The 21,495-nt window shown below is 35.8% G+C and carries 25 protein-coding genes and 1 riboswitch; of the genes, 3 read left to right on the forward strand and 22 right to left on the reverse strand.

Annotated features, from left to right (window positions below; translation table 11 throughout):
* Nucleotides 1-107: 107 nt before the first annotated feature.
* Genes CD172_RS09605 through CD172_RS09615 form a run of 3 tightly spaced genes read right to left on the reverse strand, consistent with a single transcriptional unit; the run spans nucleotide 108 to nucleotide 2,297 of the window.
* Nucleotides 108-1,073, reverse strand: coding sequence for a 2-hydroxyacid dehydrogenase (locus CD172_RS09605; protein WP_103346215.1), 966 nt, complete (start codon nucleotides 1,071-1,073; stop codon nucleotides 108-110).
* The gene (locus tag CD172_RS09610; RefSeq protein WP_103346216.1) at nucleotides 1,066-1,863 is read right to left on the reverse strand and encodes a TIGR01457 family HAD-type hydrolase; all 798 of its coding nucleotides are present in this window, start codon (nucleotides 1,861-1,863) and stop codon (nucleotides 1,066-1,068) included. Before CD172_RS09610 ends, CD172_RS09605 begins: the two co-directional genes overlap by 8 nt.
* Entirely contained in the window at nucleotides 1,860-2,297 is a 438-nt protein-coding gene (locus CD172_RS09615) for a DUF86 domain-containing protein (RefSeq protein WP_037566758.1), read from the reverse strand. The genes CD172_RS09610 and CD172_RS09615 overlap by 4 nt, the downstream gene beginning before the upstream one ends.
* 98 nt (nucleotides 2,298-2,395) lie before the next feature.
* Here CD172_RS09615 and CD172_RS09620 point away from each other — a divergent pair, with 98 nt between their 5' ends.
* Complete coding sequence (locus tag CD172_RS09620) at nucleotides 2,396-2,662, forward strand: DUF3055 domain-containing protein (RefSeq protein WP_037566756.1); 267 nt, start codon at nucleotides 2,396-2,398, stop codon at nucleotides 2,660-2,662.
* A 280-nt stretch (nucleotides 2,663-2,942) separates the two neighbouring features.
* On the opposite strand, the gene CD172_RS09625 is transcribed toward CD172_RS09620, so the two are convergent.
* The 5 genes from CD172_RS09625 to CD172_RS09645 form a co-directional block, all read right to left on the reverse strand.
* Nucleotides 2,943-3,308, reverse strand: coding sequence for a YutD family protein (locus CD172_RS09625; RefSeq protein WP_037566755.1), 366 nt, complete (start codon nucleotides 3,306-3,308; stop codon nucleotides 2,943-2,945).
* Nucleotides 3,309-3,326: 18 nt separating this feature from the next.
* On the reverse strand, nucleotides 3,327-4,244 hold the full coding sequence (gene lipA, locus CD172_RS09630) for a lipoyl synthase (RefSeq protein ID WP_037566754.1): 918 nt from the start codon (nucleotides 4,242-4,244) through the stop codon (nucleotides 3,327-3,329).
* An 83-nt stretch (nucleotides 4,245-4,327) separates the two neighbouring features.
* Nucleotides 4,328-5,647: a bifunctional metallophosphatase/5'-nucleotidase gene (locus CD172_RS09635; protein WP_103346217.1), complete on the reverse strand. Its 1,320-nt coding sequence runs from the start codon at nucleotides 5,645-5,647 to the stop codon at nucleotides 4,328-4,330.
* Between the two features lie 12 nt (nucleotides 5,648-5,659).
* The gene (locus CD172_RS09640) at nucleotides 5,660-6,484 is read right to left on the reverse strand and encodes a sulfite exporter TauE/SafE family protein (RefSeq protein WP_103346218.1); all 825 of its coding nucleotides are present in this window, start codon (nucleotides 6,482-6,484) and stop codon (nucleotides 5,660-5,662) included.
* A gap of 15 nt (nucleotides 6,485-6,499) precedes the next feature.
* On the reverse strand, nucleotides 6,500-7,348 hold the full coding sequence (locus CD172_RS09645; protein ID WP_103346219.1) for a DUF72 domain-containing protein: 849 nt from the start codon (nucleotides 7,346-7,348) through the stop codon (nucleotides 6,500-6,502).
* Nucleotides 7,349-7,461: 113 nt separating this feature from the next.
* Between CD172_RS09645 and CD172_RS09650 the strand changes: the two genes are divergently transcribed.
* Nucleotides 7,462-8,151, forward strand: coding sequence for an alpha/beta hydrolase (locus CD172_RS09650; protein ID WP_103346220.1), 690 nt, complete (start codon nucleotides 7,462-7,464; stop codon nucleotides 8,149-8,151).
* Between the two features lie 322 nt (nucleotides 8,152-8,473).
* Here the strand turns inward: CD172_RS09650 and CD172_RS13000 are convergent, their stop codons facing one another.
* The 7 genes from CD172_RS13000 to sufC form a co-directional block, all read right to left on the reverse strand.
* Nucleotides 8,474-8,602 carry a nitronate monooxygenase gene (locus CD172_RS13000; protein ID WP_217422064.1) on the reverse strand — a complete coding sequence of 43 codons (129 nt, stop codon included), beginning with the start codon at nucleotides 8,600-8,602 and terminating at the stop codon, nucleotides 8,474-8,476.
* 215 nt (nucleotides 8,603-8,817) lie between these two features.
* Entirely contained in the window at nucleotides 8,818-9,813 is a 996-nt protein-coding gene (locus CD172_RS09655) for a hemolysin family protein (RefSeq protein WP_103346221.1), read from the reverse strand.
* Between the two features lie 544 nt (nucleotides 9,814-10,357).
* A complete protein-coding gene (gene sufB / locus CD172_RS09660; RefSeq protein ID WP_060550641.1) occupies nucleotides 10,358-11,755 on the reverse strand; it encodes a Fe-S cluster assembly protein SufB in 1,398 nt (465 codons plus the stop codon).
* A gap of 73 nt (nucleotides 11,756-11,828) precedes the next feature.
* A complete protein-coding gene (sufU, locus tag CD172_RS09665; RefSeq protein WP_037566742.1) occupies nucleotides 11,829-12,278 on the reverse strand; it encodes a Fe-S cluster assembly sulfur transfer protein SufU in 450 nt (149 codons plus the stop codon).
* Nucleotides 12,268-13,509 carry a cysteine desulfurase gene (locus tag CD172_RS09670; RefSeq protein ID WP_103346227.1) on the reverse strand — a complete coding sequence of 414 codons (1,242 nt, stop codon included), beginning with the start codon at nucleotides 13,507-13,509 and terminating at the stop codon, nucleotides 12,268-12,270. Before CD172_RS09670 ends, sufU begins: the two co-directional genes overlap by 11 nt.
* Nucleotides 13,510-13,625: 116 nt before the next feature.
* Nucleotides 13,626-14,933 carry a Fe-S cluster assembly protein SufD gene (sufD, locus tag CD172_RS09675; protein WP_103346222.1) on the reverse strand — a complete coding sequence of 436 codons (1,308 nt, stop codon included), beginning with the start codon at nucleotides 14,931-14,933 and terminating at the stop codon, nucleotides 13,626-13,628.
* Nucleotides 14,934-14,954: 21 nt separating this feature from the next.
* Nucleotides 14,955-15,725: a Fe-S cluster assembly ATPase SufC gene (gene sufC, locus CD172_RS09680; protein WP_060550640.1), complete on the reverse strand. Its 771-nt coding sequence runs from the start codon at nucleotides 15,723-15,725 to the stop codon at nucleotides 14,955-14,957.
* A 309-nt stretch (nucleotides 15,726-16,034) separates the two neighbouring features.
* On the opposite strand from sufC, the gene popT reads away from it, so the two are divergent.
* The gene (popT, locus tag CD172_RS09685) at nucleotides 16,035-16,886 is read left to right on the forward strand and encodes a polyprenyl-phosphate transporter PopT (protein ID WP_103346223.1); all 852 of its coding nucleotides are present in this window, start codon (nucleotides 16,035-16,037) and stop codon (nucleotides 16,884-16,886) included.
* A gap of 43 nt (nucleotides 16,887-16,929) precedes the next feature.
* Here popT and CD172_RS09690 read toward each other — a convergent pair whose 3' ends face one another.
* From CD172_RS09690 to CD172_RS09720, 7 genes are all read right to left on the reverse strand, one after another.
* On the reverse strand, nucleotides 16,930-17,754 hold the full coding sequence (locus CD172_RS09690; RefSeq protein ID WP_103346224.1) for a MetQ/NlpA family ABC transporter substrate-binding protein: 825 nt from the start codon (nucleotides 17,752-17,754) through the stop codon (nucleotides 16,930-16,932).
* A gap of 24 nt (nucleotides 17,755-17,778) precedes the next feature.
* Nucleotides 17,779-18,474 (reverse strand): methionine ABC transporter permease, encoded by a 696-nt coding sequence (locus CD172_RS09695; RefSeq protein ID WP_103346225.1) that lies wholly within the window; start codon nucleotides 18,472-18,474, stop codon nucleotides 17,779-17,781.
* The gene (locus tag CD172_RS09700; RefSeq protein WP_103346226.1) at nucleotides 18,467-19,495 is read right to left on the reverse strand and encodes a methionine ABC transporter ATP-binding protein; all 1,029 of its coding nucleotides are present in this window, start codon (nucleotides 19,493-19,495) and stop codon (nucleotides 18,467-18,469) included. Before CD172_RS09700 ends, CD172_RS09695 begins: the two co-directional genes overlap by 8 nt.
* Nucleotides 19,496-19,592: 97 nt before the next feature.
* A riboswitch (SAM riboswitch) is annotated at nucleotides 19,593-19,699 on the reverse strand.
* A gap of 39 nt (nucleotides 19,700-19,738) precedes the next feature.
* Nucleotides 19,739-20,053, reverse strand: a complete 315-nt coding sequence (locus tag CD172_RS09705; protein WP_037566733.1) for a thioredoxin family protein — start codon at nucleotides 20,051-20,053, stop codon at nucleotides 19,739-19,741.
* Nucleotides 20,019-20,414 (reverse strand): toprim domain-containing protein, encoded by a 396-nt coding sequence (locus tag CD172_RS09710; protein ID WP_060550635.1) that lies wholly within the window; start codon nucleotides 20,412-20,414, stop codon nucleotides 20,019-20,021. Before CD172_RS09710 ends, CD172_RS09705 begins: the two co-directional genes overlap by 35 nt.
* Nucleotides 20,415-20,496: 82 nt before the next feature.
* Complete coding sequence (gene gcvH, locus CD172_RS09715) at nucleotides 20,497-20,877, reverse strand: glycine cleavage system protein GcvH (protein ID WP_037566731.1); 381 nt, start codon at nucleotides 20,875-20,877, stop codon at nucleotides 20,497-20,499.
* Nucleotides 20,878-20,946: 69 nt separating this feature from the next.
* Nucleotides 20,947-21,300 carry an arsenate reductase family protein gene (locus CD172_RS09720; RefSeq protein ID WP_037566730.1) on the reverse strand — a complete coding sequence of 118 codons (354 nt, stop codon included), beginning with the start codon at nucleotides 21,298-21,300 and terminating at the stop codon, nucleotides 20,947-20,949.
* Between the last annotated feature and the right edge of the window lie 195 nt (nucleotides 21,301-21,495).

A 21,495-nucleotide genomic window follows, 5' to 3' on the forward strand; every position in this document is an offset into this window, starting at 1 on the left:
AACAAACATACAGCGCACGTGACGTATGTTTGTTTTTCATCATACTATATTATTCACTATAGGTTAAATCATAAACTTAAATATAATGATGTGAGATTGATTGCAAGCTATTTAAAACTTATTTTATTACGAGCTTCGCATCCGTTAAATACATCTTCTATATTTAATATACATGCTTGAATCATTTGGTCGCGTGTTAATATCGATGCACTTCCAATATGAGGAGTAATAATCACATTAGGAAACTTCAACAACGGGTGATCCATTTGAATCGGTTCATTGCGCACAACATCTAACCCTGCACCTGCAATTTCCTGTTCCTCTAATGCGCGAATTAAATCCTCTTCTACAACCAAATCTCCTCTACCAATATTGATAAAAATGGCATCATTTCTCATCATTTTAAATACATCATAATTAAATTTACTTTGCGTTTCAGGCGTTGACGGCGCTGTAGAAATAATAAAATCACTTTCTTTGACTAGCGTTTCAAATGACGTATAAAACGCGCCGAGCTCATGTTCTGCTTTTGCATTGCGCGAGCGATTATGGTATAAAATATCAGCATTAAAACCTTTTAATCGTCTTGCAAACGCTCTGCCAATTTCACCCATACCATAAATGCCAACTTTAGAACGATATATATCTTTACCCGCAAGTAAATAAGGTCCCCAACTTTCCCATTTGCCATCTTGAACGTATTTTTCAGCTTCTACGATACGACGAGATGTGGCCAACATGAGCGCAAATCCTAATTCAGCTGTCGTTTCGGTTAACACATGTGGTGTGTTCGTTACGACAACCTCATGACGTTCTGCTGCCGCTAAATCTATATTGTCATACCCAACTGCCATATTTGCAACGATTTTCAAGTGAGGGGCAGCTTGAAATAATGTTTCATCTATTTGTTCACTTAAAGTAACGAGCAATGCCGTTTTATCTTTAGCCGCTTCTAAAAATTGTGTTCTCGGCATCGGTGTCAAGTGGTGGTCCCACATCTCAACCTCTGCATATTGTTCCAAACGCGCTTTAAACTTTTCCGGAATTTGACGCGTTACGAGAATTTTATTCATGTATATCACTACCCTTTTCAAGTTTCTGTATTAAAACAAATAAATCTTTGATGCTATAAGTAGGTGGTATAGGTTTGTTCATTGCGTCAACTTTTGAAGTGACACCTGTTTGAACATGAATGGTGTCCATGCCAATATTAATACCCGATAAAATATCCGTATCATATAAGTCGCCAATCATTGCAACCTCAGAACGATCCAATTGTAGTAAATCAAGGGCTTTATGCATAATCGGGGTTTCAGGTTTTCCAATAAATTTAGGTTCAGTTTTTGAAGACACTGTAACCACGCTTGTTAAAGAGCCGTTCCCCGGTAAAAATCCTTGTTCTTTAGGAATCGACGGATCTTTGTTGGTAGATATAAACACCGCACCTTTTTGAACGGCAAGCGTTGCAGTTGTTAATTTTTCATATGTAATCGCTTCGTCTAATCCCATCACTACATAATCTACATTTGTATCTGATTTAAGTGTTAAACCAGCATCCTTTAATGCGGTTTCTAACCCTGACGCACCGACCATAAATACCGTTGCTCCCGGTTGTTCAGAAGCAATATAATCTGCTGTAGCCATCGCTGATGTAACAACTTCTTGGGGGCGCGCGTGGATGTTCATTTGCTTTAATTTTGCTACTACATCCGTCGGCGATTTCGTTGAGTTATTTGTAACATAAAGATGTGGAATCTCATGTTCATTTAGATAATCAATAAATTCCTTGGCTCCTGGAATGATTTCGTTACCTTTATATAACGTCCCATCTAAGTCGATTAAATATGCTTTATAGTTTTTCATGATTCATTCCCGCCCTTTCCAAAAGCGGTAACTGGAACATTTTCATTTTCTAAAAAATGTACTACTTCATCTATAAATTGACGGTAATATGGGAGGACTTCATCAAATAACGTTTGTACTTCATTTACGTGAAGCTCATCATATAAATGAACGAATTGTTTTCGCACATCGATTGTTCGGTGAAGTTGCAATTGAGTATCTTTTGAAATCGCACCCTCAAGTTCTAAAATATCAATCACATCTTTATAATTACCAGGATCTCTTAATATAAAGGCATCAATAATCATATTGCCTATATCTACAGAAGACTCTATAAGCATTTGAGCCACACGTTCAAATGCATAGTGATTATCTTTGACATGTGCATAATCATCAGTTAATTGTTTCAAATATGTAAGTTTTCGAGATAATTGTTCCTTATTTACAAAATACATTTTAGTCACCTCTATTGTCTTAATCATATCACAATTTTGCAGTTCGATTCATTTATCGTTATACTTGCCTTAACATTTTATTGAAGGAGTACACGAACATGATTGATATGTTTTTATATGATGATCTCGAACCTTCTCAAGTTCGATTCGTAGGATTTGTAGGAGACCATAGTCGATATGACTTGGTGTTACTTCAAACAGATCGTCATTACGGTAAAACGATTGTGTTGAATACACAAACAAATAAATTCGGAATTATTGGTACTGACGATTTAGAAGAAGAAGGCTATATCGCATATATTTTAGGGGTTAACGATGATGAAGCTGAGGAAATTACTGCTTTCTTACATGAAGTAATTCAATAGTTGATGCTGTCCCCCTTTTCACAGCTCAGTGAATGGATTTTTAATAAATTACACATTTATCATTTGGCATATCGGCCTCACTTTACCCATTCTTATATCTACCAAGCTTACTCAAATAGTACAAAAAAGCCTTCGAAATTCGTTTGAATTCCGAAGGTTTTTTAGTGATGTTGGATGTTTCATTACCATTCACCACATCATATTGCATTACAAATTATATGCATGCTGTAATCTTTATTAATGAAAGGACTTAATGTGTTACGCTGAGCATAAAAGCCCATTACTCTTGTATCGTGGGTTGAATTTTAACATCTTTGAGCTTATCTTCATTGATAATATGTGCATCTTCCGCAAGATGTTTTTCCGCTTCATGTTTACTAAGACGTCGAACAATGAAATACGCACATCCAAAATTACAGTATTCATATATATAATCCTGGATTGTTGAAAAACGTTTGTTAAAATCCGCTTTACGATTGGAATCATAATAAAAACCTTTTAAGCGCAATTGCTCATAACCATAATCCCCAACAATAAAATCATATTTATCTAATATCTCAGAGTATCGAGCCACAAAGTCCTCTTCAATAAAACCATTTTCATAGGATTCTAGAAGTTCAAAATAATGCTGACCTACTTTAATCATGCGTATCACACCTTGATTTTATTGATTTAATTGTGCATCACCAAGACGTTGTTTTTCTTTGGCTGCTTCATTTACTTGTTCATCAGCATGGTAAGAACTACGCACTAAAGGACCTGCTTGACAATGTTTAAAGCCTTTTTCCATTGCCACTTTGCGTAATTTACCAAATTCTAATGGTGTATAGTATTTTTGTACTTTTAAATGTTTACGAGACGGTTGTAAATATTGTCCAATCGTTAAAATATCTACATCGATCGCACGTAAATCATCCATAGTTTCATAAATTTCTTCGATTGTTTCACCTAAACCAACCATTAAACTTGATTTCGTTGGGATATCTGGTTGAATTTCTTTAGAACGTTTCAAAAATTCAAGCGTTCGATCATAGGTTGCACGCGCACGCACTCTTGGCGTTAAACGACGTACTGTTTCAATATTGTGATTCAAGATGTCTGGTTTAGAATCCATTAACGTTTTTAATGCTTCAAAATCTCCGCCCATATCTGACGGTAAAATTTCGATTGTCGTAAATGGATTACGTTCACGTACTTTACGTACCGTTTCTGCATAAACATTAGAACCCGCATCTTTTAAGTCATCACGTGCAACTGCAGTAATCACGACGTGTTTAAGATTCATTAATTCAACAGACTCTGCTACGCGTTCTGGTTCTTCTAAATCAAGCTCGTTCGGTAAACCCGTTTTAACTGCACAAAAACGACATGCACGTGTACAAACTGCCCCTAAAATCATAAATGTTGCTGTACGGCGTGCCCCCCAACATTCATGTATATTCGGACATTTCGCTTCCTCACATACTGTATGTAAGTTTTTTTCGCGCATCATTTTTTTGAGACCTGTGTAGTTCTCGTTTGTATTTAATTTTATTTTTAACCAATCCGGTTTACGTAGAATTTCTTCATTTTTAGTAGCCATAACAGCAGATACCCTCCTGTAGTTTTACATCTCATTACATTATAACGAACTTTACGGTAAATTAAAATCTACCGACTTAAAAATCATAATTGCAATAATTTTTCTTTGAAAATGTCTCTCAAAAATTCCGGCATTAAATAATTCACTTTTTCTTCTTTTAACAGTGGGAAATAACGTCCGAACGTGTACATATCTATCGTTCCTAAAGTGTATACCTCATCATCAACAATCTCTTTTCCTTGAACGAAATAGCGCTGAGATGATTGTATCAACCCTGCCTCATAGATAATATATCCTCCAAAAATATCCCCACGAAAGCCTAAACCTTGCGCATGTTGATACATATATTTATTTTCATTAGCTAGAAATAAAACTTCTTTTAATTTATGTCCACTAAGTTTAATCCTTACAGTATTAATCGGATGAGGTAACATTTGATGGATATCATATTCTGTTAAAACTTTTTGATAATAGCTTTTTACAATTAACCCCGCATTAATAATGGTACAATCTGCCTCGGTAAATTCATGAACACTTTCTGCTAATAAATAACCTGCTTCCGTCACATGATTCGTCCCTTGTTTCAAAGTCATTGGTCGTGACACAACAGCATCATTAAGTAATTGCTTTCCTTCTACATCAAATGATGTCGACACTTCAGGTAAGGTGTGCAATGGATGCAATGTTGCACGCTTATGTACGACTTGACGCGCCTCAATGTCTAAAGTCACTTCACCTAAATAATGACCATACTTCCCTGCTGCTGCCATTAACACACCATTTTCAATTTGACCATTTTCAAAATAATGATGTGTATGTGCACCAAAAATGACATCAATTTCAGGAAGTTCTTCACATAACTTTTCATCAAAGAAAATACCGACATGACTCATCACTATTAGCACATCATAGTTACGTTGGTATTTTGCAATCTCTTCTTTTATCGCTTCAAAAGGGTTAGTCACAACCCAATCTAAAGCGCGATAAAAAGGCGTAAAGGGTGCTGTGACTGCTACAAAAAGAAGACGTACGCCTTCAATATGTTTCATCACTGAGGAAACAAAGTGTTGTGGCAATTCACCATGTTCATCAAAGACGTTCGAACACGTAACGTCAAATGTTGCATTTGAATAAAGGGTTTGTAATGCTTCATGCGAAATCGTCATCCCTTCATTGTTGCCAATAGTAGCAATGTCACAGGATGCTTGATTTAACAACTCTATGTTGCGTTTACCCATCGTTCCTTCTGTAACAGGTAAAGATAAATCTACATGGTCACCAATATCTATATATAAAGATGGATGTGATAAATGAGGTCGTTCTTGATTCATATATGCGGCAATACGTTGAAATTCATGTAAATGACTATGTATATCATTCGTATGATAAATTGTAATTCGCATGAGCATCTCTCCTTATCCACTAAATGATTGAAGAATTAAATAGAGACCTAATATTAACATGACTATCCGTAATATAAGTACGACCATATCTGATTTAATCGTTTTATTGACCTTTACACCTATTTGTGCACCGATGTAACTAGACAGTATTAAAATTAAACCGTAACTCCAAACGACATGTCCTTGGATGACATGCCCAATTGAGCCCGCAACGCTTGAAAAGAAAATGATCATCATACTCGTACCGACAGCAACGTGAGGTGGGAAACGAAACACAATGAGCAAAAATGGCGTCATGAGCACACCGCCACCGATACCAAAAAGACCAGATGTAAGTCCAATTATAAAAGCAGCAACAACCGCAATGACAGGTGCGACACCATAAACATGACGTTCACCACGACCATCAATATATGTTTTCATATATTTTGGCTTTTGACATAGTTTAAGTGGTGGAATTTTATAACGTATCATTAATAAGATGGATACAAGTATTAAAAATAAGCCGAAATATAAATTAAATGAATGCATCGTTAAAAAGCGACTGAGATAAGCACCTATAAAAGCGCCTGGAAGAATACCTATAATTAAAATCAAGCCATTTCGTATATCAACTTGTTTAACTTTTAAATATCCCAAGGTAGAAGATAAGCCTGTTGCGATTAGTATGATTGAAGATGTTCCAATCGCTGTTTGAGGCGTAATATGATGCAAAATCCCTTGAGTGATTCCAAAGTATATTAAAGTTGGCACGATGATAATGCCGCCACCAATACCAACAATAGAACCTATGATTGCTGATAAAAGTCCGATAATGATTAATATTACAATGCTCATCACATTGCCTCCCTGTTAAAAAAGTTTAAGTTGTTGTGGTGCAAGCCCTTCATAATCGATTTTAAGAAATCTTTGTAGTGTTTTTGCGTTCTGTGCAGCATGGCCACCTGAATTATTGTTTAAAATGACATACACTTTTTTAACTTTTTGCGCTAAAATTTGTATCTTTTCAGCTATATCTTGTAACTCATTGTCATTGTAATCATATAAATAGCGTACATCTCGCCATTCTTGGTCCGTCATATCCTTTTTCGTCCAACCGTGCACATTTCTTCCATGTAAACGTACAAATGCCACATCATGCGTTACTCTATTTACAAATGGAATAGACCCATCTCCTGCTTGAGGTTCATCACAAACGACATGAATCAAGTGTTGTTCTGTTAAAAACGCGAGTGTATTTTCTTTCATCTGTGGTGTAAACCACGATTGATGCCTAAACTCAATACAAATCGGTATATCTTTGAGTTGAGATTTTACAAAACGAATATAATGAATGTTTTTTACATTACAATCAAACCACGGTGGAAATTGAACAAGTACCATCGCAAGTTTGTTTGCTTTTACTAGAGGCTCAAGCATTTGATTAAATGCTTGAAATAATGCTTCTATCGATTCAGCATAATCTTTATAATCAGCATGTAACGTTAAAGCTTGATGAATTTTAACTACAAATTTAAAACGTTCAGGTGTTTCTTTGATCCACTTTAAAATATTACGTTCAGGTTGAATCGCATAATAAGAAGCATCTAATTCAACAATAGGAAAATGACTGGCATACGTTTTTAATTTATCAGTTTTACGTGCTAAATCTTCGTAGAGTCCGTCATGATCTCCCCAACCCGTTAAGCCTATTTCTATCATATTTATCACCGATTTCATTTTATCACATTCATTTGACAATCGACGACTTCAAGGTACTTCCGGTCGTTTCCTCAATCTTTCTAAGGGTAAAGAGATAAACAGGAGTGATGAAAATGGAATCATACATGTATGGTACGCATCAAGCGCAACATTATGATGTATATCTTAATGAGTCAGCTGAAAACACCACTTGGCTTGCACTTGTTCATGGTGGCTATTGGCGTGAAAAATTCGACAAACATATGTTAAATCCCCTTATCGACGCTTTTATAGACGCGGGGTTTTCCATTATTAATATTGAGTATCGTCGTGGACCTAAACATCAGTGGCCCATACCCGCAAATGATGTCCATGAAGCGTTAAATCATTTTAAACACACTTCATATGCACCTAAAAGGATTGTAGGCATCGGGCATTCTGTAGGCGGACAGCTAGTATTATTAAATCATCGCGATTTGGATGCACTCGTAGGTTTGGCACCTGTGACCGATGTGCTCTATACGTTACATCACCACCTAGGTCAAGATGCCGTTGCAGAATATTTTGAAACACGCGCTACAAAATTATTAAGACAAGCCTCCCCAATTACACAGCTTCCTATATCTTGTGACGCACTGATTGTTCATGGTTTTAATGATAATGCTGTACATATCGATACATCTATCTCATTTATTCATGAAAATTATCAAAAAGGACATTATATCACGTTTTATGCTTTGCCTTATTTAGACCATTTAGATTGTATCAATCCAGAAGGAACACATTTTAAACTCTTGTTATCTTGGCTGAAACAATTCGCCTAGTCATCAATGGCGAGAGAGAACCAAATCATCTGGTTTCTCTCCCTTTTTGATGCATCCACTTGGCAAACATTGCGGTCATTGCATTTACTGAGCACAAGAAAATCTGAATATCTATATAAATGACGTTTTAAATGCGCATGAATGTAATGTGTGTACTCTCCTCTTATATTCATTCAGAAGTATTGAGATTTCGTCTGAACGTGAGATCTGTTTCATATTCTAACGTTGTCATCAATTGTGACACAGCCATTTCGCGTGTTATCCTTAAGCCTTGACCCGCCCACAAATGCGTCACGCTTTCGTCCTTATGTTCAATAGCCTGTTAACGTAATGCCTTTGTTAAATCATTTTGTATTGGATACGGAAGTAGTGTTACTTGTTGTGCACGCATGTCATGAATAAATTGATTCTCTATACCTCGCACCCATTTGCCACTATACATCTTTGTCATCTTGGTGCTCGTTTCTACATTGTGCATTAAAGCATTGCGATGTACCACATTATATCTTATTTAACCGCATTCACCCCGTGATAACCTAATATGCAAAATAAGATGGTAACGTTATCGAAAAAAGACTAGGACGTCTTTTCGCCCTAGTCTCGAATCATTTTATACATTGATACAAAAGGCGTGTCACCTTAAATTGTATATTGTAAGGGTACGCTTTAACGCACTTGTTCTACCATTTTACTTTCAACACGATCCATCTCATCTTCAATTTCCATACCTAACATCTCTTCAATCAAATCTTCATGAGTAACAATCGCATCCGTACCACCGTATTCATCAATAACAATGGCTAAATGTTTTCGGGTCACCGTCATTTTACGCAGTACCCATTCTGCGTGATTATGTTCATAGACAAATAAAGGTTCAGAACAAAATTCTCGCAATGATTTTTCAGGTGTTTGGCTCCATGCAAGTAAATATTTTGAATGAAAAACGCCTACCACATGATCAATATCCCCTTCATATACAGGATAACGTGTGTATGGATGATTCATTACAACATCGTAAACTTCATTATAATCATCATCGACACTCAAAGAGGTAACATTGACACGAGGTGTCGTATTCACATCATTAATTTTCAAACGATCGAAATTAATAACACCTTGAATACGATTTTTTTCAATTTCATTAAACGCACCATCACTACCAGCAATCGAAACCATTGCGCGTACTTCTTCCTTCGACATACCCTCTTGATCACGGCCACGTGTAATCAAATGGTTAATCGTATCCGTAATCAAATTTAATATTTTTGTTAATGGCTTAAATAAAATCACAAAAATGTGTATAACAGGAAAAACAAGTCTTGCAATAGGATCAGGTATCGTTGCCGCTATTGATTTAGGTATGACTTCCGCAAATAAAATAATGACAACCGTCAACACCGCTGAAGCCACACCGACATTGACACCCATATCTACAGCTAAAATGGTCACCAATGTGGGTAAAAGGATATTCGCGATATTATTCCCTATAAGGATGGTTGTAATGAATTCACTCGGTTTATCTAATAATTTCAATAATTTTGCAGACTTTTGATTCGCATCCGCTTCCGCTTGTAATTTCACTTTATTCGCAGCGGTCAGTGCCGTTTCACTACCTGAAAAGAAAAAAGATACACAAATTAATACAATGATCGCAATGATCATTAAGCAGTTCTCCTTCCGATACGTCCAAATTTCAGCTACTTAAAATGTTTTGACATTATTTCGTCTGATAAAACATAAAATGTCGTACCACCAGTATTTTACCATACATCTTTATAGATACACTGATAACATTCTGATTTTTTATGCGAGGTACGTCATCATTTAAAAAGTTGAATAGGTTAACGAGGGCAAAACATAGCGCCCTTCTAACCAAAAAGCAAGCAGAATTAATCTATTGTTTTATTTGTTTCCTTAGGCGAGACTTCTGAGACATCAAGCCGAAATCAAAATTCACTTTGAACACAGAACTCTTTAAATAGCTTTCACGAAGTAAAAGGCAGTAGATGACTGGATGACGCATGCGCTTTCCAAGTTTTACGCACCTTACACTATTGATCACCTATTCATGCATGCCCATTGGTGTACTGAAGACGTAACGCATTTCATTCCCAACGTCTCCATGCACCAGCAGATATTACTAAGAAATTAAAAAAGTATCAACGCTTTATGAATAACCATAAAGCGTTGATACAATCATATTTGATTAACCAATAGAGCCCTCCATCTCGAACTTAATTAATCGGTTCATTTCAACGGCATATTCCATTGGCAATTCTTTTGTAAATGGTTCAATGAAGCCCATAACAATCATTTCAGTTGCTTCTTCTTCTGAAATACCACGAGACATTAAGTAGAAAAGTTGTTCTTCTGACACTTTTGATACTTTCGCTTCGTGTTCTAAGGAGATATTGTCATTAAAGATTTCATTGTATGGGATTGTGTCTGATGTTGACTCATTATCTAAAATTAACGTGTCACACTCGATATTAGAGCGTGCACCTTTGGCTTTACGACCAAAGTGTACAATACCACGGTACACTACTTTACCGCCATCTTTTGAAATGGATTTAGAGACGATAGTAGAAGATGTATTCGGTGCTTTATGAATCATTTTGGCACCAGCATCTTGTACTTGTCCTTTACCAGCAAATGCAATAGATAACGTGCTACCTTTTGCACCTTCACCAACAAGTACACAAGCCGGGTACTTCATAGTTAATTTTGAACCTAAGTTACCGTCAACCCATTCCATGTTACCATTTTCGTGAACTAGTGTACGTTTAGTAACAAGGTTATAAACATTGTTTGCCCAGTTTTGGATTGTAGTGTAACGTACGTGGGCGTCTTTGTGAACGATAATTTCAACAACTGCAGAGTGTAATGAATTTGTCGTATACACAGGTGCAGTACATCCTTCTACATAGTTCACTGATGCACCTTCATCAGCAATAATTAACGTACGTTCAAATTGTCCCATATTTTCAGAGTTAATACGGAAGTATGCTTGTAATGGTGTATCTAATTTAACATTCTTAGGAATGTAAATAAATGATCCACCAGACCAAACCGCAGAGTTTAATGCTGCAAACTTATTGTCACCCGCAGGAATAACAGATGCAAAATACTTCTTAAACAAGTCTTCATTTTCTTTTAATGCTGTATCCGTATCTTTAAACACAATACCTTTTTCTTCAAGTTCTTTTTCCATATTATGGTATACAACTTCAGATTCGTATTGCGCAGAAACACCTGCTAAATATTTTTGTTCCGCTTCCGGAATACCTAATTTATCAAATGTACGTTTAATTTCTTCAGGCACTTCGTCCCAAGAACGTTCAGAACGCTCAGACGGTTTAACATAATACGTAATATCATCAAAATCTAATTCAGATAAATCTCCACCCCATTGTGGCATCGGCATTTTATAAAATAATTTTAATGCCTTTAAACGAAAGTCCAACATCCATTCCGGTTCATCTTTCATATTTGAAATTTCACGTACGATATTTTCTGTTAATCCACGTTCAGATCTAAAAATCGACACATCTTCATCGTGGAATCCATATTTATAATCGCCTACATCAGGTGCTTTTTTAGCCATCAACGATCACTCCTATTCACTCATTTTTGTATCTTTATCGATACACTCTATACTAACGCGGTTCTAGTTACGTTTATTCTTCTATTTTGCCTTCTTGTTCCACTGTACCCTTTTCCAGTGCTTTCCATGCTAAAGTGGCACACTTGATACGTGCTGGGAATTGAGATACACCTTGTAATGCCTCAATGTCACCCATGTCGTCAGTAATGACATAATCTTCACCGAGCATCATTTTTGTAAATTCTTGACTCATTTCCATGGCTTCCTTAAGACTGTGTCCTTTGATCGCCTCTGTCATCATAGATGCACTTGACATCGAAATCGAGCACCCTTCACCTTCGAATTTTGCATCTTTAATAATGCCATCTACAATATCAAAAGTGAGTCGTATTCTATCCCCACAAGTTGGATTGTTCATATCAACAGTCATTGTGCCGTCTTCTATAACACCTCTGTTGCGTGGGTTTTTATAATGATCCATAATCACTGAACGATATAATTGATCAAGATTATTAAAATTCATAAGAGAAAAACTCCTTTGTTTGTTTCAACCCTTCTATAAGTTGGTCTACATCTTCTTTAGTATTATAAATGTAGAAACTTGCACGTGCTGTTGACGAAACGTTCAACCATTTCATTAAAGGTTGCGCACAGTGGTGACCCGCACGTACTGCAACACCTTCTGTATCTAAAGCAGTCGCAACGTCATGAGGATGTACATCTTTAAGATTAAATGTGATGATACCTGCACGTTTATCTTTATCTGGGCCATATATCTCTATACCATCAATTTCAGACATTCTATCATAAGCATACGCTGTTATCTCTGCTTCATGTTCATGTATCGCATCAAAGCCGATGCGTTCTAAATATTCAATCGCGGCTTTCAATCCTATAGCTTGCGCAATTAATGGCGTACCCGCCTCAAATTTCGTTGGCAAATCAGTCCAAGTACTTTCATGAAGTCCTACGAAATCTATCATATCGCCACCAAACTCAATCGGTTCCATGTCTTTTAATAACGCACGGCGACCATATAAAACACCTATACCAGTCGGTCCAAGCATTTTATGACCACTAAAGCTATAGAAGTCGACATCTAAATCTTGAACATCCACCTTCATATGAGGCACTGATTGCGCACCGTCTACTGCAATGATTGCGCCATGTTCGTGTGCGATTTGGGCAATGGTCTTAATGTCATTGATTGTTCCTAATACATTGGAAACGTGCGCGATTGCAACAATTTTAGTTCGATCTGTTATCGTTTCTTGAACAGCTTCAATCGTTAATTCCCCTGATTCAGTCATTGGAATAAATTTAAGTGTTGCGTTTTTACGCTTAGCCAGTTGTTGCCATGGCACAATATTCGCATGGTGTTCCATTTGAGTGACAACAATTTCATCACCCTCTTGAATATGTGCATCTCCATAACTATGTGCTACAAGATTAATTGCCGCTGTAGTGCCACGTGTAAAAATAATTTCCTCAAAGTATGTCGCATGTATAAATCGACGTACAGTTTCACGTGCACCTTCATAACCATCTGTAGCAAGTGAGCCTAAAGTGTGTACCCCACGATGCACGTTTGAATTGTAGCGATGATAATAATCATCAATGGCTTGAATCACTTGTTGCGGTTTCTGACTTGTCGCAGTTGAATCTAAATAAGCCAGTCGTTTCCCATTGATCTTTTGCTTTAATATGGGAAAGTCTTTAATAATTGCTTCAACATCAAATTGTGTTTCGGTCACTGTTATCACAGACCTTTCTCCAAATAGTTACTGACATTATCCTAAAACTAAAATGTAACAAAGTGGCGCTTAAACGTATGTTATATAAGGCCACTTTTGATACTTCATTCAAATGCTTATTTACCGACTTTAAGTTCGATAACTTCTCTTAATTGACGTTGAACATCTTCAATTGGAAGTTCACGTACAACAGGATCTAAGAAACCGTGAATAACTAAACGTTCTGCTTCATGTTGTGAAATACCACGGCTCATAAGGTAATAAAGTTGTTCAGGATCAACGCGCCCGACTGAAGCAGCATGTCCTGCTTCTACATCATCTTCATCAATTAAAAGAATTGGATTCGCATCGCCACGTGCATTTTCAGATAACATTAATACACGTGATTCTTGATTTGCTGAAGAACCTGAACCACCATGTTTAATGTACCCAATACCGTTAAAGATAGATGACGCTTTTTCTTTCATTACACCATGTTTAAGAATGTGGCCATCTGTTTCTTTACCATATTGAACGATACGAGATGTTAAATTAATTGTTTGTTCCCCACGGCCTACTACTACAGATTTTAAATCTGATGTTGAACGATCACCAATTAAATTTGTAGTGTTGTCAATGATTTGATTTCCTTCGTTCATAAGACCGAGCGACCAGTTAATCGTAGCGTCTGCAGCAGTTGTACCACGACGAATAATATGACCCGTGAATCCTTTGTCTAAAAAGTCTACGGAACCATAAGCAACTTTGGAATTTGCACCAGCTATAACTTCAGAAATAATATTAACCTGGCAACCCTCGCCAGAAACCGTAGAAAGGTAGTTTTCAACATAAGTCACTTCAGCACTTTCTTCAGTAACTAAAATCACATGATTGAAGAAACTTGCTTGTGAATCATCATGTAAAACCACGTATTGAATTGGATGTTCAACAACGACGTTACGCGGTACATAAACAAATACCCCACCATTCATAAGGGCCGCATTTAATGCTGTTAAACGATGTTCATCGATAGTAACTGCATCTTTCATATAATATTTTTCTACAAGGTCACTATGATTTTGGAGCGCCTCACTTATATGTTCAATAATGACGCCGTCTTCTTTCGCTTTCGCATTTACTTTTGAGTATGCTAGCGTATTATTATGTTGAATAATTAAGTTCTCACTTGCTTCAACATTAATAATACGGTCAATTTCATTAGGGAGATCTTGAAGGTTTTCGTACGTGCTACCTGTCGTTTCATGTTGTTTAAAAGTGTCAAAATCCCATTTATCAATTTTTGTCTTATCTGGTTTTGGCATTTCTAAAGACTCAGATTGTTTCAATGCATCTTTTCTCAATTGTGTCATCCAAGAAGGTTCGTGGTGCGCTTGTGAATAATCAACAAGTTGAGCTTCAGAAATATTTAATGTTTCAGTCGTCATACTTATTTCCTCCTAAGATGATTATTGGTTCGCTACTACTGAATCGTATTCTTCTTTAACCCACTCGTATCCTTCTTCTTCAAGGCGTTTGGCTAATTCAGCACCACCTGATTTTACAACGATACCGTTATACATTACATGTACGTGGTCTGGTGTAATGTAGTTTAATAAACGTTGGTAGTGCGTAATAATAAGTGAACCAAATTCATCACCGCGCATTTCGTTGATACCTTTAGAAACAACTTTTAATGCGTCAATATCTAACCCTGAGTCAATTTCATCTAAAATAGCAAATTTAGGTTGTAACATCATTAATTGAAGGATTTCGTTACGTTTTTTCTCTCCACCTGAGAATCCTTCATTAAGATAACGTTGTGCCATATCTTTATCCATGTCTAAGAAATCCATATGTTTGTCTAATTTTTTAATGAATTGCATTAAGTTGATTTCTTGACCTTCTTCACGTTGTGAGTTGATTGCCGAACGCATAAAGTCCGCATTCGTTACCCCTGTAATTTCGGATGGATATTGCATTGCTAAAAAGAGTCCAGCTTTAGCACGTTCATCAACTTCCATCTCTAAAATGTTCTCGCCGTCTAATAACACTTCACCTTGAGTCACTTCATATGAAGGATGTCCCATAATAGCTGAAGATAGCGTAGATTTACCCGTACCATTTGGTCCCATAATGGCATGGATTTCACCCGTTTTAATCGTTAGGTTAACCCCTTTTAAAATCTCTTTATCGTCAATAGACACATGTAAGTCTTTAATTTCTAATGTTGATGGCATTACTATTCCCTCCAAAAAGTTAGATTACAATAACTAGTTTATAATAATTTTAAAGTAACGTCAAAAGGATTTCTAATCTTTCTAAATGCTCATTATAACGAAAATAACGGGAATTATAAAACATTTAGGGTTGAAAAAAGCGGTTTATTTTCGAATCATTTTTTTACTGTAATTAGAAAAGTTATTGATAATAGACAATGGCTTGTTCTCAATCAGAAAGGATCATCGTTGCGTATTCAAATGTATTGTTGTAATATGACATTTCAGTTAATATAAAGTAATCCTATTAAGAAAGGAACACGTTTGATTATGGCTCGATTTAAAATTTCAAATCTTCCTCGTGGTTTTGCTATGGGTGTCAGCGATTTAATCCCTGGCGTTAGCGGCGGAACGATTGCTTTACTTCTTGGCATCTATGATGACTTTATTGCTTCAGTAAGTGGTATTTTCTCAAAAAACTTTAAACGAAGTATGATGTTTTTACTTCCTATTATTATTGGAATGGGATTAGCAATTGGTATATTAAGCAGTCTTATTAATTATTTATTAGCATATCACCAAGTACCAACGATGTTTTTCTTTACAGGATTAATCATTGGTGTGATTCCATTTTTATTAAGAATTTCTCATTACAATAAAACTTTTAAAGCATCGCACTGGATAATTGTCGTTCTTTTTACGTTATTACTTGCAGCAATGGCATTTTTAAAGGGAGATACATCACATGCGGCACCAACACACATCGATTTATCAGCACCTATGCTCATTAAATATTTTGTTGCTGGGATATTAGCCTCAAGCGCCATGTTACTCCCTGGTATTTCAGGCTCATTCATTTTATTATTACTTGGCGTATATAGCACGGTTACATTTGCAATATCAGAGGTTGTTCGCTTTAACTTTCAAGCGTTACCCGTTATTATGTTAGTCGGTTTTGGCGTACTTGTCGGATTTATTGTTGCGAGTAAATTAATCAAATATTTACTCACACACTATACGTACTTCACCTATGCTGCTATCTTAGGCTTAGTTATTGGGTCATTATTTTCTGTATTTCCTGGCTTGCCAACTTCTGGCTTAACATGGATAATATCTATTTCAACGTTAATCTTAGGTTTCATTGTGAGTTATATTTTAGGTCGTTTTTCGGCAGATTCATAAAAAAATGCCTTGATCACGCTTATTGTGATCAAGGCATTTTGCTTTATTCAGCTGGTGTGACAGCACCGTCATATTTGTCTTTAATGAATTTTTTAATGTCATCAGACTGTAAAACTTTGATTAGAGCTTTGATTTTCTTGTCATCTTTATGTCCATCTTGTACAGCAATTAAATTTGCATATGGGTTGTTATCTGATTTTTCAACTGCGATAGAATCTTTTTGAGGATTTAACTTCTGCTCAATCGCGAAGTTAGAGTTAATGTTAACTGCGTCTCCTTCATTATTTTGGTACGTTTTTGGTAAAAATTCTGCCGCTTGTTTATTATTAAATTTGATATCTTTTTTGTTTTCTACAATGTCATCAAATGTCGCATCTTGGATTTTAACGCCTTTTTTGATTTTAATAAGTCCTTCATCTACAAAGAATTTTAAGAATCGACCTTGTTCTGCAGGGTTGTTTGAAACGAAAATCTCAGCACCTTTAGGTAAATCTTTTAAACTTTTATGTTTTTGTGAATAAACTGCCATAGGTTCTAAGTGTACATTGCCAGCAGATTCAATTTTATACTTTTTATCTTTTTTCTCAGTATCTAAGTAAGGGGTATGTTGGAAGAAGTTCGCATCTAATTCTCCAGCATCTAATAATTTATTCGGTGTTGTATAATCATTAATAGTTTTAATTTCTAAATCATAACCTTCTTTTTCTAATAATGGTTTTGCCTGTTCTAAAATTTCAGCATGTGGCGCTGGTGAAGCACCTACCACGATTTTTTTATCTTCTTTATCACCACTTTTTGAATCATTCCCACAAGCTGCTAATACGACTGATAAAACTAAAATTAATGCAATTGATAAAAATCTTTTCATTTTTACATTCTCCTTGTCCTATATTTATCGTTTGTCTATTTTATTCGTTGTCCAATCTCCCAAAAATTGAATAACGAAGACGATAACTAAAATTAAAATGGTTGATATTAAAATGACATCATTTTGGTTACGTGTAAAACCTGTTAAATACGCTAAATTCCCTAAACCTCCTGCACCTATGACGCCCGCAACAGCTGTTGAACCTACTAAAGCAATGGCTGTAACAGTGATGCCAGAAATTAAAGCCGGAAGCGATTCTGGAATTAAAACCTTTCGAATGACTGTCCATGTGTTTGCCCCCATTGACCAAGCCGCTTCAATAACCCCTTTATCAATTTCTTTTAAGGCAATCTCGACAAGACGTGCGTAAAACGGTGAAGCACCAATAATCAATGCAGGTAATGCACCTGTTGGACCACTGATTGTTCCTAAAATCAAACTTGTAAATGGAATCAATAATAGAATCAGTATAATAAATGGAATCGCTCGAAATAAATTAACGAAAAATGACACGATATTATAAAATAGACGACCGATTTTAGATTTACTTTTTGATGTTAAAAATAATATGACTCCTGTTATTAACCCAAATATAAAAGAAAATAGTGTAGCAATGATTGTCATATAGAGCGTTTCGTATGTTGCAACCCAGACCTCTGGCCAACGTACATTTGGCATTGTCATCATTTCATGTAATATTTCACCAAAACTCTTACCCATGTGCAATCACCTCTACTTCAATGTGTTTCAATTCTAAATCATGTGTCAGTTGTTCAAAGTCTGCTTCCGCAACATTTGGAATATGTAAAACAATAAATCCTATGGCACCTGACTTAGAATGTTTAATATTAGCCTCTAAAATATTTACCTCAACGTCATGTGTTTTTGAGATATATGAAACGATAGGTTGTGTTGTTGCTTCACCTGAAAAGTTAAGTTTAACAAGCTTGTCATTTGAATTTAATTTTACAAGGCCTGAAATATCCTCAAACTCAGCATTAGGTTGAAGATCTTCTTGAACAAAACGCTTAGTGACAGAATGTTCTGGATTTTCGAAAACTTCAGATACTTTACCTTGTTCAATTACCTTTCCATCTTCCATTACTGCCACTTCATCACAAATACGACGAATGACATGCATTTCATGAGTGATAATAATAATCGTTAAATTTTGTTCCTTTTTCAATTGAATGAGTAAATCAAGTATTTCATCTGTTGTTTGTGGATCAAGTGCACTTGTTGCTTCATCACAGAGTAATACTTCCGGGTCGTTTGCCAGCGCCCTTGCAATACCCACACGTTGTTTTTGTCCCCCGGACAATTCTGATGGATAGGCGTGTTCACGTCCCTTTAATCCAACTCGTTCAATGAGTTCTAAAGCTTTTAACTTAGCCTCTCGTTTAGAAACGCCTGCAATTTCTAATGGAAATAATACATTGTCAAGCACCGTGCGTGACCATAGTAAATTGAAATGTTGGAAGATCATACTCACTTTTTGGCGTTTATACCTTAAAGCACGTTTGCTCAATTTCCCTATATGATCTCCACCGATGATGACATCACCTGATGTAGGTGTTTCAAGATAATTAAATAATCGCACTAACGTACTTTTACCCGCTCCAGAAAAACCGATAATACCAAATATGGTACCTTTATTGATTGTTAAATTAACGTGATCAACAGCTAAAACGGATTTGGATTTGCTCTCGTACTGTTTGACGATATCCTTAAGCTCAATCATATTGCTCCCCCTTATGTGTTGCAAATCATCAAATATCAGAATAAAAAAAGCTTTCTCCTATATAAAAATAAGAGAAAGCATAGATTCCGATGCGTTTCTCTCATCTTCAAAAGTAAAGATACTTTATGTGAATTGGCACCATTTCTAAATATAGACGGTTGCCGGGCTTCATAGGGCACATCCCTCCACCACTCTAGATAAGAGTTTTCTGAATATTGAATTGTTTAAATCTTATCATTATCCTCAAGTTTCGTCAATCACTTTTTTCAATCTTTCTAATAAAAATGGGACAGACTGAAAAGCATAAATGCGGTCCACTTCTTTGTCATCACGCATGATTAACAAAATGGGTACTGATTGTATTTCAAAGGCTTGGCTAAATTCAGGATAAAAATTGAGGTCGCGTTTTTCTATAGGTAACTGTGTCACTTCATTTACAATATGCAACATTCGTTCTGAGACTTTACATGTCCCACACATCGGAGTATAGCCGAAAATTAAGTGTATATTGTGCTTTTTTTCTTTAAATGTATTGTTCAATTGCTCTGAAACACTCATGATATGAATATTTTCCTTTAACATAAAAATCCGTTTTAACATCAAATCCATGACGCCCTAAAACGTTTGAGAGGTAATCTCTTGGGCAACGTGCCACTTCACTATAAGTTGAATCAATAAAAATATCTGTACTTTCACTTAAATACTTCGAAAACCATTTTCGTATCTTTCGCCCCTCAGCATCAGCATCAACAAGAATGTATACTTGCTTACCATATAATGATTCTATCATATTGTCTAGTTTCTCAATTCCCATTGTGCCATGCGTACATATGATATCGACTGGTTCTAATAACACTTCCTTAACTCTTTTTTTATCAGATTTGCCTTCTACAACAATTACTTTATTAATCATCGCCATGGTCTTCACCTTCTAAAAAGATAGTATTCAGTGCAAAAAAACTCCAAGATAGTCCAAGGAATATCTAGGAGTTCAATAATTATTATTCGCCGATCATTTCTTGATAACCTTGTGCATCCATTAAAGCATCAAGTTCACTTTCGTCGCTTAATTCAACTTTCACCATCCAAGCTTTTTCATATGGTGATTCATTTACAGCTTCTGGTTCATCTTCAAGATCTTCATTCACTTCAATGATTTTACCAGATACTGGTGAATATAATTCTGAAACTGTTTTTACAGATTCAACGCTACCGAAAGTTTCGCCTTCTGATACTTCGTCATCAACTTCTGGAAGCTCAACGAATACGATATCTCCTAATTCGTTTTGTGCAAAGTCTGTAATACCAACAGTTGCAACATTTCCTTCAACTTTTACCCATTCATGTTCTTTAGAATATTTTAATTCACTTGGCACTGCCACTTGAATCCCCTCCTATATTTGTTTACAAGATAATCATGACACACATGTTTTTATCAATCAACTATTTTATTATAACCAAGTTTCACGATAAACTTGTTCATTAAAACCAACTGTAACTTTGTCACCTAAAATCGCTAAAGGACGTTTCACTAGCATACCATCGGACGCTAAAAGTTCTAACTTTTCGTCATCTGACAACGTATCTAATTTATCCTTTAAGTTTAATTCACGATACTTTGCACCGTGTGTATTGAATAATTTTTTAATTTCAATACCTGAACGGTCTACAATATCTTTAAATTCATCTTTCGTAGGTGTTAACTGAACGATATCTATAGGTTCAAAACTTACACCTTGCTCAGATAAAAATTTAGCTGCTTTTTTACATGTAGTACAATTAGGATACTGATAAAACTTAATCATGCTTTAACCTCCTCGCTTGACTTATATCAAATATAACAAAATTTGTTAAATTAGACTATTTTTTATACTACTTTCATAATTTTGTTTTTTATTAATCACGACATATGACGTCGACTAAGATATCCGTTATAATTTAGAACATATAACATAGTGGAGGTATGCAACATGCAAAAGATTCAAGACATGGAAAAATTT

The sequence above is a fragment of the Staphylococcus agnetis genome (genome assembly GCF_002901865.1).
GTDB classification, from domain to species: Bacteria; Bacillota; Bacilli; order Staphylococcales; family Staphylococcaceae; genus Staphylococcus; species Staphylococcus agnetis.

Bases quoted from the DNA above. Each gene is read 5' to 3' on its own strand.
- CD172_RS09605 (WP_103346215.1), bottom strand. From the start codon at position 1,073: ATGAATAAAATTCTCGTAACGCGTCAAATTCCGGAAAAGTTTAAAGCG.
- CD172_RS09640 (WP_103346218.1), bottom strand. From the start codon at position 6,484: ATGAGCATTGTAATATTAATCATTATCGGACTTTTATCAGCAATCATA.
- sufU (WP_037566742.1), bottom strand. From the start codon at position 12,278: ATGAATTTTAATAATCTTGATCAATTATATCGTTCAGTGATTATGGAT.
- sufC (WP_060550640.1), bottom strand. From the start codon at position 15,725: ATGCCATCAACATTAGAAATTAAAGACTTACATGTGTCTATTGACGAT.
- CD172_RS09710 (WP_060550635.1), bottom strand. From the start codon at position 20,414: ATGGCGATGATTAATAAAGTAATTGTTGTAGAAGGCAAATCTGATAAA.
- CD172_RS09720 (WP_037566730.1), bottom strand. From the start codon at position 21,300: ATGATTAAGTTTTATCAGTATCCTAATTGTACTACATGTAAAAAAGCA.
- CD172_RS09650 (WP_103346220.1), top strand. From the start codon at position 7,462: ATGGAATCATACATGTATGGTACGCATCAAGCGCAACATTATGATGTA.
- CD172_RS09610 (WP_103346216.1), bottom strand. From the start codon at position 1,863: ATGAAAAACTATAAAGCATATTTAATCGACTTAGATGGGACGTTATAT.
- CD172_RS09625 (WP_037566755.1), bottom strand. From the start codon at position 3,308: ATGATTAAAGTAGGTCAGCATTATTTTGAACTTCTAGAATCCTATGAA.
- sufD (WP_103346222.1), bottom strand. From the start codon at position 14,933: ATGACGACTGAAACATTAAATATTTCTGAAGCTCAACTTGTTGATTAT.
- CD172_RS09690 (WP_103346224.1), bottom strand. From the start codon at position 17,754: ATGAAAAGATTTTTATCAATTGCATTAATTTTAGTTTTATCAGTCGTA.
- CD172_RS09615 (WP_037566758.1), bottom strand. From the start codon at position 2,297: ATGTATTTTGTAAATAAGGAACAATTATCTCGAAAACTTACATATTTG.
- CD172_RS09705 (WP_037566733.1), bottom strand. From the start codon at position 20,053: ATGAGTGTTTCAGAGCAATTGAACAATACATTTAAAGAAAAAAAGCAC.
- sufB (WP_060550641.1), bottom strand. From the start codon at position 11,755: ATGGCTAAAAAAGCACCTGATGTAGGCGATTATAAATATGGATTCCAC.
- CD172_RS09695 (WP_103346225.1), bottom strand. From the start codon at position 18,474: ATGGGTAAGAGTTTTGGTGAAATATTACATGAAATGATGACAATGCCA.
- CD172_RS09645 (WP_103346219.1), bottom strand. From the start codon at position 7,348: ATGATAGAAATAGGCTTAACGGGTTGGGGAGATCATGACGGACTCTAC.
- CD172_RS09700 (WP_103346226.1), bottom strand. From the start codon at position 19,495: ATGATTGAGCTTAAGGATATCGTCAAACAGTACGAGAGCAAATCCAAA.
- popT (WP_103346223.1), top strand. From the start codon at position 16,035: ATGGCTCGATTTAAAATTTCAAATCTTCCTCGTGGTTTTGCTATGGGT.
- CD172_RS09635 (WP_103346217.1), bottom strand. From the start codon at position 5,647: ATGCGAATTACAATTTATCATACGAATGATATACATAGTCATTTACAT.
- CD172_RS09620 (WP_037566756.1), top strand. From the start codon at position 2,396: ATGATTGATATGTTTTTATATGATGATCTCGAACCTTCTCAAGTTCGA.
- CD172_RS13000 (WP_217422064.1), bottom strand. From the start codon at position 8,602: ATGACAAAGATGTATAGTGGCAAATGGGTGCGAGGTATAGAGAATCAA.
- CD172_RS09655 (WP_103346221.1), bottom strand. From the start codon at position 9,813: ATGATCATTGCGATCATTGTATTAATTTGTGTATCTTTTTTCTTTTCA.
- lipA (WP_037566754.1), bottom strand. From the start codon at position 4,244: ATGGCTACTAAAAATGAAGAAATTCTACGTAAACCGGATTGGTTAAAA.